Origin of the sequence: Microcoleus sp. BM001215392 (assembly GCF_036700185.1) — a bacterium.
Taxonomy (GTDB): Bacteria; Cyanobacteriota; Cyanobacteriia; order Cyanobacteriales; family Microcoleaceae; genus Microcoleus.
Genome location: NZ_JAUBOJ010000245.1, coordinates 1 through 11,214, shown reverse-complemented (window position 1 = coordinate 11,214; position 11,214 = coordinate 1). Strand labels below are relative to the sequence as shown.

Annotated in this window: 8 protein-coding genes; 3 read left to right on the top strand and 5 right to left on the bottom strand. The window is 49.5% G+C overall.

The genetic code is table 11. From position 1 onward, the window contains the following. Positions 1 to 356: 356 nt before the first annotated feature. Positions 357 to 1,925 carry a sensor histidine kinase gene (locus tag QT974_RS22570; protein WP_333470660.1) on the bottom strand — a complete coding sequence of 523 codons (1,569 nt, stop codon included), beginning with the start codon at positions 1,923 to 1,925 and terminating at the stop codon, positions 357 to 359. 281 nt (positions 1,926 to 2,206) lie between these two features. Here QT974_RS22570 and QT974_RS22565 point away from each other — a divergent pair, with 281 nt between their 5' ends. Then, on the top strand, positions 2,207 to 3,610 hold the full coding sequence (locus tag QT974_RS22565) for a TldD/PmbA family protein (protein WP_333470659.1): 1,404 nt from the start codon (positions 2,207 to 2,209) through the stop codon (positions 3,608 to 3,610). Positions 3,611 to 3,897: 287 nt separating this feature from the next. Here QT974_RS22565 and QT974_RS22560 read toward each other — a convergent pair whose 3' ends face one another. From QT974_RS22560 to coaE, 4 genes are all read right to left on the bottom strand, one after another. Continuing rightward, on the bottom strand, positions 3,898 to 4,056 hold the full coding sequence (locus QT974_RS22560; RefSeq protein ID WP_333470658.1) for a hypothetical protein: 159 nt from the start codon (positions 4,054 to 4,056) through the stop codon (positions 3,898 to 3,900). Continuing rightward, positions 4,053 to 4,304 (bottom strand): hypothetical protein, encoded by a 252-nt coding sequence (locus QT974_RS22555; RefSeq protein WP_333470657.1) that lies wholly within the window; start codon positions 4,302 to 4,304, stop codon positions 4,053 to 4,055. Before QT974_RS22555 ends, QT974_RS22560 begins: the two co-directional genes overlap by 4 nt. 194 nt (positions 4,305 to 4,498) lie before the next feature. Further along, positions 4,499 to 4,702 carry a heterocyst-inhibiting protein PatX gene (gene patX / locus QT974_RS22550; RefSeq protein WP_333470656.1) on the bottom strand — a complete coding sequence of 68 codons (204 nt, stop codon included), beginning with the start codon at positions 4,700 to 4,702 and terminating at the stop codon, positions 4,499 to 4,501. Between the two features lie 546 nt (positions 4,703 to 5,248). After that, on the bottom strand, positions 5,249 to 5,956 hold the full coding sequence (coaE, locus tag QT974_RS22545; protein ID WP_333470655.1) for a dephospho-CoA kinase: 708 nt from the start codon (positions 5,954 to 5,956) through the stop codon (positions 5,249 to 5,251). 60 nt (positions 5,957 to 6,016) lie between these two features. Between coaE and QT974_RS22540 the strand changes: the two genes are divergently transcribed. Both QT974_RS22540 and QT974_RS22535 read left to right on the top strand, forming a co-directional pair. Next, positions 6,017 to 6,148 (top strand): hypothetical protein, encoded by a 132-nt coding sequence (locus tag QT974_RS22540; protein WP_333470654.1) that lies wholly within the window; start codon positions 6,017 to 6,019, stop codon positions 6,146 to 6,148. Between the two features lie 14 nt (positions 6,149 to 6,162). Further along, the coding region (locus QT974_RS22535) for a CHAT domain-containing protein (protein WP_333470653.1) at positions 6,163 to 11,214 on the top strand (5,052 nt) is incomplete at its 3' end.

Genomic DNA, 11,214 nt, shown 5'->3' with positions numbered 1-11,214 from the left:
AGCGTAATTGTCAAATTACTTAACATACTTTGTTTGATTAGCGCCTACTTACTTACCCGTAGGGACTCTCGCATTTCGGTAGTAAATCTCTGGTTATCACTAATAAATTATCTGCCGAAATGCGAGAGCCCTTTCCAAACTGAGACGCACCCGTGTCGCGACAAAGAATTCTCGCCCTACAAGCAGGATTAAGCGAGCGACGCACTCTATATTCATAACGGGGATGAATAACGCTGATTTGGTATGATTAGTGATTAGTGATTAGCACTGCGCAGCGGTTGAGTAATACCAAGCATGAAAAAGTCTTGGTACTGTTTTTAATTGTATATAAATTGTCTGTTATTTGCATGACTCCCCTATTGCAACGGCAAAAATACGGTCATTACCTCGCCCTTTTGGGGGCGCTGGCGAATTACCAGCTTCCCGCCAGCAGCGCGAAATAAGTTCTTAGTTACGCTCAAATTTAAGCTCAAACTTCCTGTTTCGGGCTGTACCATGAGCAAAGGCCCGATCGATCGCAAAGGAGCATTCGCCGATTCTGTAAAAGTCGATTTGCCATTACCTTCAGATAGGTGTTCTGATTCTAACTGCAACTTTAACTGATCGCCCGCCAAAGTCACTTCTACCTGAATGCGGCTCCCCGATCGCAAAGTGCGAGTAAAATTCTCAATCAAATTAGTTAACACCTGATCCAACATCGTCGGATCGCTGACTACCGCGGGCAATTTTTGCGGCACAATAACTTCTAAAGTGTGGTTGCGCTGAATCGCTTGTTTTTGCCAGCGGGGAATGCTATTTTGCAGCACTTCGCCCAGAGACATTGCTGTTAGCTGCAATCCGGAATTTTTAGCTTGCGACATTTCCATTTCCACGGCGCGGAAAATTAAACCGAAGCGATCGATCTGAGCGGTGCATTCAGCATCGATGGTTTCCAAGCGCTTCACCACCACCGGATCGAGTTTGGGGCGTTTCAGCAACAATCGAGTCAGGGTGCGGATGGTAGCCAAGGGAGTGCGGACTTCGTGGGCGATCGCCTGTAGCAACTCCACCTCCTTAGTAGCGTGAGGAATTGCAGACTTGCACTTGATATCTTGCCGGCCTTTCAAACTATCATCAACTCTTTCATCTTTTACTCGGCCTGCTTCCTCTTTCCCAACAGGCAAATTATTCAACAACAAACGGCTGAACAGAGTAACTGTTTTATAGTTAGGAACCACAGGCAAAAACTGCTGGAACAAGGCATCTAATTTAGTAGAATTATTAGTTAATTGGCTCGCTGGCAAATTTAATTTACCCTCACAATTAGCAAGCAAACATTCACTTTCAGTCACGCGGCGCCGCAAAACTTCCCAAGCTTTGGCAACTACTTGCGGGTCGAAAGAAAATAGAAAAGCTGGAATTCCGGCAGCATTTTCACCCAAAACCATCACCAGACTAAAACTAGCAGTTAAAACCACACAAAACTGTTCGTTTGCTAAAGGATCGCCGATCGCCAAAGCCAGGGCAGGCGCAGCAGCAGGCGCAGATATTTGCTCCTGCGCCGACGGTAGCAAAGCTAAAGTTTGTCTAGCACGAAATGACCACAAAGCTGCATCGTTATCGGGAATACTGGTAAAAATCCAATTAGCAAAGCCCGAAGCCACAGCGGGGTCAGTCAAAACCGAAGACGGGCCAGACAAAACCAATCCCTGACACGAATTAGGATTTGGGGAGAGACAATGTTTTTGCTTGGCGAGCATTTGATTCAAAGTGGCGATCGCCGCGTACCATTCCTGTTCAGCTTTGGGCCTTTGGGCCCCACGACTTCCCAGACACTTGGAGCGACTGTTTTCTGGCGCCAACCTCGCATCAAAGGAACTGAAGTCATTTTCTAAAGCCTCGGAGGCTAAAATTTCGCCGATCGTCGGTAAAAAGTAAGTATTCACAGTAGTTATAAACCAACCTTCAAATACATGAAGGATCGAGTATTTATGTATAGGAATGTTCAGGAGTCACGATTCAAGCACCAGCAGGCTAGAAAAATTCCGCCTAACTTTTTGCACCTTGCTCCTAACTCACAGGATATCTACATTTGTCAACTATCGATATTGGCAGAACCGTACAAATAAGTCGCAATCTCCGCGCTTGGGGCGATATTTTCCACCGGGGTAGCCCGATCGCCCCGGCAAAAGTGCAAAATGAAATTAGTTAACACCGTGCTTTCCTTATGCCCACATCGATCGCCGACTCGAAAAATCTGCTGTCAGACTTAATGGCACGCTACCGCAACCAAGTAGATTATCTAGCAATTCGACTCGAAGAAGCCGAAGGAACCGACATCTTGCTGCGGGGCGAAAAAATTGAAACCCTCAGCGAAGGAGTCTCCATCGGAGGCCAAGTCCGAGCTTGTCACAAAGGCGGCTGGGGCTTTGCCAGTTTTAACAGACTTTCCACCCTCGCCGACAGAATCGAAGAAGCCATCGCCGCGGCCAAACTGATCGGCGAAGAAGAAACGATTCTGGCGCCAGTGACGCCAGTACAGGACATTTGCTTTCTGCCCCTGACAGGAACAGACCCGCGTCTGGTTCCCCTAATTGACAAAAAGCAGTTGTGCGATCGCTACGCAGCGATTTTGCGCAGCATAGACCCCCGCATTGCCACCATCTCGGTGCGCTATGGCGACAGCACCCAGCGCATCATCATCGCCACCTCCGAAGGCACCATGCTCGAACAAGGTTGGGCAGACATGGAAATGCGGTTTGCCGCCACAGCCCGCAGCGGGGAAACTGTACAAACCGGCCGCGAAACCACAGGTTCGCGGAAAGCTTACGAAGATTTAACCCAACTTGATACCCAAGTTCGCAGCGCCGCCCAGCGCGCCGTAGACTCCCTAGCCTTGCCCTCCGTCCAAGGCAACACCTACACCGTCGTCATCGACCCCATACTCAGCGGATTGTTCGTCCACGAAGCCTTCGGACACCTTTCTGAAGCAGATATGGCCTACGAAAATCCCGATATTTTGGAAATTATGACCCTCGGCCGCCAGTTCGGCCCGAAAAATTTGCAAATTTTCGACGGTGCGGCGCCGCAGGGACACCGAGGCAGCTATTTCTACGACGATGAAGGTACTCCGGCGACTACGACTCAGTTAATTAAAGACGGCGCTTTAGTCGGGCGGCTGCACTCGCGGGAAACTGCGGGGAAATTGGGAGAAACGCCGACCGGCAACGCTCGCTGTTTGAATTATCACTATCCGCCGATCGTCCGCATGACCAATACTTGGATCGAACGGGGCGATACACCGGTTGCTGATTTATTTTCTGGTATCAAAGAAGGAGTTTACGCACGCAATTGGCAAGGCGGCATGACTAACGGCGAAATGTTTACTTTCAGCGCCGGCGAAGCTTGGATGATTCGCGACGGTAAACTCGACAATCCGGTGCGGGATGTAACTCTTTCGGGTAATGTTTTCAGCACTTTAGCGGATATTGAGGCGATCGGCGACGATTTCTACTGGGATGAATCCGGCGGCTGCGGTAAGGGAGGACAAAGCGGTTTACCCGTGGGCTGCGGCGGCCCGAGTTTGCGGATTCGCGATGTCGTGGTTGGCGGCGAAGCTGCGGAAGATTGAAGCGGACGCAGCTTGAGACTTATTGCACAAATAATCTGCACCGCGATCGGCAAACCGCTGCTTAGCGCAGGTGCCTTTCCAGAATAGCGAGCGAATGCTTGTGATGATAGTCCATTAAAAATCAAGGTAAAGCGCAAGATTCCTACTCGCGACTCTTCACCTTGATTTTTTTACTGTCAAACTCTAACAGGCCCACAGTAGCCGATCGTCAAATTAGTGCGATCGTTGCGAATGCAAGTCCTCGGTTACTGGCGGCAATTGGCGAAAACCGAAAACAGATTCAACTTTCAAACCCATGCTCCATCTTGCTTTGTTGCTAAATTATTAAATTTTCTGTTGACAACTGACACAGGTATAACCGCCGACTCTCTGCCAAATTTGTAATTGCGGGCGATCGGCGGATCTGTCGCTGAAACCGGATTTCTCAAGGTTAGTGATGGTGTCACGCCAGCTTCAGGGCGCCATCAACCGGGTTTATGGGGGCGATCGGCGGCTGCAAGTCTCGGCGAGAGCAGCCAGGAGACGGGGAGGAGGTACAGCCTTTTGAATCGGTTTCGCGCTCTTTAGCTAATAGCAGTTGTGGCGAGCTATCGAACTGATGTTCTGTAATGAAACGGTTTTCTAGTTTTTGAGGAAGAACCAGAGTGCTAACTAATAGCGTACTCAAACAAATGAACTTAACGGGAGTATACATTTTGATTTTATCTCTCGATATTTCTGATCCCCGATAGAAACTAACCCTGATACCTGCGGACTAAATTAACGTTAACATTTAGTTCCAGGATGCTCTAATTACTCAGCTTTTTCAGCGATAAACAGCAGAAACATACTCAAAGTAATAACTCAGTATATTTTGCTTCTTTTGGTCAAAATGTCGATTTTTGGTGTTTATCTGCCGCTACCTCGTTCTGGCGCCACATCTTTATCGCTATCTGCGTAGAAAATTTGAGTGTTTGCTACAGCGGTTAAAATTTCGGGAGCAGAGTTGTTGTCAGAGAAAAAGGTCGATCGAGCTTCCAAGCTTTGAGCCTTAACTGCAAGGCCGCTCAGTAACAGGCTTGACATCAGGATAGAAGAGTAGAGGCGCATCATAAAGTTCCGTGTCGTATTTTCTACTTCTTGATACGCAGCCTCTATTGTCTGATCAGGCTAAAAAAAATAGAATTGTCACCAAATCTTTAATTAGTAATTGAGGGGCCCGCAATTTTTTTGATTTGTGGTCATAAGGGGGTAAAGCCCCTCAAATATCTCGCTTTGGTGCTAGTAAGTTCGAGTTTCCTCCTGCTCCGGGGACAACCAGCACAATTTCACTCTGAAATCGTCTTTAAACGCTCTTCTAACCAGGAAAAGAAAACCGCAAATTGTAAATTTTTACTGTTCTTCAGATTAACTTCATAATTTATTGATATAGCCGCGCCAGCCTCTGATTGAACACAAAACAGCAGAGTATTCACCAATCAATAGCTCAATACCTCAATACCTCAATCTAAAACTTGTACAGCGAAGTCGAAGTATCTAAACCTGTACCAGTACCCGATCTTTCCGAAAACCGCTATCAGTCGCTCTCGCCGCGCCTGACACACCCTACGAAAAAAAACACTGCGTTTTTAATCGATACTGCGGAGTCAATCTTAAATCTCACATCTTAAATCGACTGACTTGCGCATCTACCTGTTGAAACAGCGAGTCGAGGGTTGACGAGTTGTCCAACACAACATCAGCTTGTTGGCACTTTTGAGCTAGCGGCATTTGGGCGTTAATTCTGGCATTAGCTCGATCGTAACTCAAGCCGTCTCGCTGCATCAGCCGTTGTAACTGCAACGAGGGTGAAGAGTACACCACCCAAATTTCGGTACACAAGTCAGTCATCTTAGCTTCAAACAGCAGCGGTACTGCCAAAACAACAGTCAATGTGTGATTTTTGGCGCTGAAACCGGATTTTTTGGCAATCATGGTTTGTTTTTCTTGAGTTTTGGTACTTAAGCTTTGTGTGTTTTGGGATACCTGACCGAATGCAGCAATACAGTTTTGAGTTTCCTCAACAAATCGGCGGCGTACATAAGGGTGAATCTGTTGTTCCAACCACTGCCGCTCGGCTGGGTTACAAAAAATAATATTTCCCAACTCTGGCCGATTTAAATTACCATCGGGCAGCAAAATAAAAGCGCCGTATCGTTTTACAATAGAGTCCAGTATTGGCGAACCTGGGTGCACAGCTTCGCGGGCGTAAATATCGGCATCTAAAATCGGAAAATTACAGGTATCTGCTAGATAATTAGATATGGCGGTTTTTCCAGTGGCGATGCCCCCTGTTAAACCGATCGCGCGGACAATTCGATCAGTCATAATTTTCTCTGTTTAAACGGAACTGTGTAGAGACACTTACTGTCAGTATTTGTTATCTTGGTGACACAATCAAAATTAGACTTTAAATTAGAAATTGGCGATCGAGAGCTAGCGTTAGGAATTGTCAGCATTGGGGTGCGATCGACTATTTTTCACCTAAAACCTCCCTTTTTAACTCGAATCAAGGTCTAGATCGAGGCAAACTTATGAATGCTCAACGTGCTGTACGCTCAATTCTGGCAGCAATGCCCATTGCCGGATTTTTGATATTAGATTTTTCGCCCCACCTCCTGTTTTTCAAAGCCAACAGCAGCGGATGGCTAGTGGTGACAATTTCCGATCCGCAAATTGCAGCAGCACAATCGTCTATTGTTCCAGCACCAGACGGCACGGGAACAGCCATCGCTCCGGGCGCAGCTCGCTACGACATTCAAGGCGGCACACCTTCTAGAGACGGAGCAAATTTGTTCCACAGTTTTACTAGGTTCAATCTGAATCCTGGCGAAACTGCCAATTTTCTCTCCAACCCAAACATTAAAAATATCCTCGGCCGCGTTGTCGGCGGCGAAGCTTCCTTAATTAACGGTCTAATTCAAGTTAGCGGGGGCAATTCTAACTTGTACCTGATGAACCCCGCAGGGATTATTTTCGGTGCGAATGCCAGACTAGACGTGCCCGGGTCTTTTTTTGCTACCACAGCTAGCGGTATCGGTTTTGACAACCGCTGGTTTAACGGTACGGGGGCGAACGACTACGGGGCACTCGTCGGAGGGCCGAATGCTTTTGCTTTTGGCTCGGAGTCAGGGAGTATTGTCAATGCGGGTGACTTGGCTGTGGGAACCGGGCAAAATTTGACTTTGCTCGCCGGGACGGTAATCAGTACGGGCAAACTTTCAGCCCCCGGCGGTCAAATTACGGTGGCGGCCGTTCTAGGGGAAAATCTGCTGCGGTTGAGTCAAAACGGACTTTTGTTGAATTTAGAAGTTTCTCCGGCTGCGGGAGTGTCTGGGGCTGCTGCTATTCCCTTTTCTCCCCAGAGTTTGCCTCGGTTGCTATCGGGGCCTGGGGTGGCTGAGGCTACTGGTATAAGTACGAACGATCGCGGTGAAGTTGTGCTCACAGGCGGCCAAACAGTGCCAGCAGGCGCAGGAACTGCGCTGGTATCGGGTAGTGTGAACGTTTCTGCCAAGGGGGGCGCGGGAGGCAGTGCAAACGTGTTGGGCGACAAAGTAGGGCTGTTGGGAGCGAGGATTGAGGCCCACGGCCCGGCGGGCGGCGGTACGGTGCGGATCGGGGGAGATTACCGAGGCCAGGGAACGGTGCCGAATGCCAGGATGACTTATGTGGATGGCAAAAGTTCGATCGCAGCCAACGCCACGCAATCAGGTAACGGCGGCAGAGTTTTTGTCTGGGCGGACAATACCACAGCATTTTTGGGCAACATCAGCGCTACGGGCTTTTCGGCAACGACAAGCAGCGGTAGGGGCGGGTTTGTAGAAGTTTCCGGCAAGCAAAGATTGATTTTTAACGGTTCTGTTGATACCTCCGGGACAAGCGGTTTGGGTACTTTGCTGCTCGATCCGGAAAATATTTTCATCACCGATTCGGCAGCCGAGCCGAGGGATGCGGCGGTGATTGCTAGCAGCAATATTTTGGCAGCAACGCCGCCGGGACAGCAAAGCAATTGGGAGGCTTCGCTGACAATTTCGGCTCGCTCTTTGGAAAGTTTGTCGGGAACCGCAAATGTGGTTCTCGAAGCGCTCAATGATATAAAAATTGCCGATCTCGCTGACAATCAGTTGAGCTTTGCAGCCACTACTGGCTCGGTAACATTGAGAGCAGATGCCGATCGCAGCGGTGCAGGTGTTTTTTCGATGAATCCTAGAGATACAATTAGCACTCGCGGAGGTGCGATCGCGATCGAGGGAAGTCAAATTACTGCGGGCAATTTGTCGAGCAACGGCGGAAATATTAGTTTGATAAGTCCGGGAACAACCGTTGCAGGCAATGTTTCTGCATCGAATTCTAGCACCGGCAGCAGCGGAAATATTTTGCTAGAAGGTGTGAATGTCACGGCCCAAAAACTCGATGTCAGCGGCTCTAAATCGGCGGCAACTGTAACTTTGACGGCTCGGAGCATTCTCGATATTAGTTCGATCGCTGGAGGCTCGGGAAATATTACTTTGACGGGTAATGAAATTAATTTAAAAGGTGACAAAAATTCGGTCAGCGGTACGGGATTTTTGGTACTGCAACCTTGGAACCCCGCTCAAAATATTGCGATCGGCGGTTCGGGAGATGTCGGGACTAATATCTATTTGAATCTGACAGCAAACGACCTCGGAAGTTTGCAAAATGGGTTTGCTGGAGTTACGATCGGCCGCAGCAACAGTAGCGGTTCGATTCTGATTGCTAACGATTTCACATTTTATGACCCGCTGATTATTCAATCACCGACGGGTTTGGGAACAATTACTACCAGAAGTTCTCTCACAGGCGCAGATAATGCCTCAATTACTCTGAAAGCAGACGGTAATATTGCCACGGGAAATATTACTACCAACAATCAAGAAATTCGCATCGCCAGCACTACTGGTAATGTCACCACCGGTCAGCTACGCACGGCTGCTAACCGCACCATCAGCACTTCGGTCAATTCTTCGCCTGTTGTGCGCTCTCGGGCGGGTGATATTAGCGTTAGTGCTGAGGGTACGGTGACGGCAGGGGCGATCGACACTAGGGGCGATCGCGCCGGGAACGTGACCCTGACCGGCAGCGCCGGAGTCACTGTGGGGGCGATCCAAGCAGGAGGCTCGGAAACAGGGGGAAATATTACTCTGACTGGTAACGAAATTGACTTGACTGGCGGCAGGAATTCGATCGCCAGCAACGGCAATGGAGTGCTGCAACCGGCAACTCCGACTCAGAATATTACTTTGGCGGGTGCTGCGGAAACTGAGGCTTTGGACTTGACTGCTGGTGAATTGAACTCGCTACAGAACGGTTTTGCTTCGATCGCGATCGGGCGTGCTGATGGTAGCGGCTCGATCGCGATTGCTCCGGCCGCCACCTCCGTGCCAAATGCGACGCCAGTCCCGGCGGTGATTTTTCAAGATCCGACGACGATCCGATCGCCCTTTGGCAGCGGTGCGATCGTGGGAACTGGTGCGATATCGGGAATTGATAACGCCAGCATCGCTCTGCTGGCCGGTAGTGTGGCTGTCGGGGACATTACCTCGACGGCGGGGATTAACATCACTAGCAGTCAGGGTAACGTCTCTATTGGTACGGTTTCATCTCGATCGGCGAACGGGGCGGCGGGCGATATCAACATCCGCAGTGCCGGTTCGGTAGCAGCGGGCAATGTCAATGCTTTTGGTGGCAGAAGCGGCGGAGATATCTCGATCGTGGCGCCGGGCCAGATCGTGGCAGGGGTGATCAATTCCGGTTCGCAGTCGGGAAGTGCCGGATCGAGCAAGATTACCGGGCAGAAAGATGTTGAAGTTGTTTCGATCAAAGCTAATGGCAATACGGGCGGCGATGTGGCAATCCAGGCTGGGGGCTTGTTTCGGGCTGCCGGAACTGGAACTGCTGCCGATCGCGCCTCTAGCGTCAGTATTTCTACAGACGGACAGGTGCGATCGGGTTCGCTGACTTTGCTACAAAGCTCTTGCCAGTCTGGAAACTGCACTAGCACCGCTGTTGGGACGGGAAACTCCAAGTCTAGCTCTACCACCACAACTACGTCGCTGCTGCTGGGTCTGCCAATCCCAGCACCCACAACCACCACCGTGGCACTAAAAACTACAGGCAATTCTCCACAAATTGTCGCTGAGACCCCCACGGTGTCTGTGCCTAAGAGCAGTACCCCAAATGTCTCTCCAGAAGGTGCTAATGCGCCTCTTGAGGTGCCATCGAATCCCAGTGCTGCCGGGGGGGTGCTGGGGTCGCCGTCGGTGTTAAAAGACAATGTGAGCGCTCCGGCGGCGACAGAAAATGGCAGCGCTGTGACAATTGCACAGAAGCCAGGAAGTGGTGGAAATGCAGAAAGTATCGGCAATGTCAGGGTTCCTGAGATTTCTCGATCGAGCGCGAACGTACAAATAAGTCCGCTCGACGCGGTGCAGAAAAGAGAGAAAATTCAGGGTCAGGAATTTGAACATTACTTTGGCAGCAATCTGGTTCAAAAGTCAATCACGCCGCAAACGATCCGAGATACTCTCAGCAGTGTCAATCGCTTGACTGGAGTTAAACCCGCGATCGTTTACGTGTGGGCGAAAGAGAACCATTTAGAACTTGTGTTGTTATTGCCAGATGGCAAAAATGTGTTTAAAAGCGTGTCAGCAAGCCGCGAAACAGTGCTGCAAGTTGCTAAAGAATTCACTAATGCTGTGAGAAGTCCTAGAAGATTGACTGCTGATGATTATAAGGAACCTGCCCAGGAACTTTACCAGTGGTTGATCGCACCACTGCAAGACCAATTGGAGGCTAACAAGATTGATACCTTGGTGTTTTCGATGGATGCGGGTTTGCGAACTTTGCCTTTGGCTGCTTTGTTTGACGGAAAACAGTTTTTGGTTGAAAAGTACAGTTTGGGATTGATTCCGAGTTTGAGTTTGACTGATACTCGCTATGCTGATGTTAAGAACTCGGAAGTTTTGGCGATGGGTGCGTCGAATTTTCCGGCACAATACGATCAAAATCCTTTGCCTGCTGTGCCGCTGGAAATATCAACAATTGTGGACAAGATTTGGCCTGGTGCGTCTTTTCTCAACGAAGGTTTTACGCTGGCTAATTTGAAGGACAAGCGCAATCAACCGCAATACAAAATTATTCACTTAGCTACTCACGGAGATTTTCAGCCTGGTGGTGCCCAAAATTCTTACATTCAGTTTTGGGATACTAAGTTGCGGTTAAATCAGTTGAGTGAGTTGAAGTTATCTAATCCGCAGGTGGAGTTATTGGTTTTGAGTGCTTGCACTACGGCGGTGGGAGATGAACAAGCTGAGTTGGGGTTTGCGGGATTGGCGGTACACGCTGGCGTAAAATCGGCTTTGGCGAGTTTGTGGTATGTGTCAGATGCTGGAACTTTGGGGCTGATGACTGAGTTTTACCAGCAGTTGCGCACGGCGCCGATTAAGGCTGAAGCCTTGCGCCTGGCACAGTTGGCGATGTTGCGCGGGGAGGTGCGGTTGCAGGATGGTTATTTGGTACGATCGGGCAACAATCAAGCTCTGCCTTTGCCGCCGGAGTTGGCC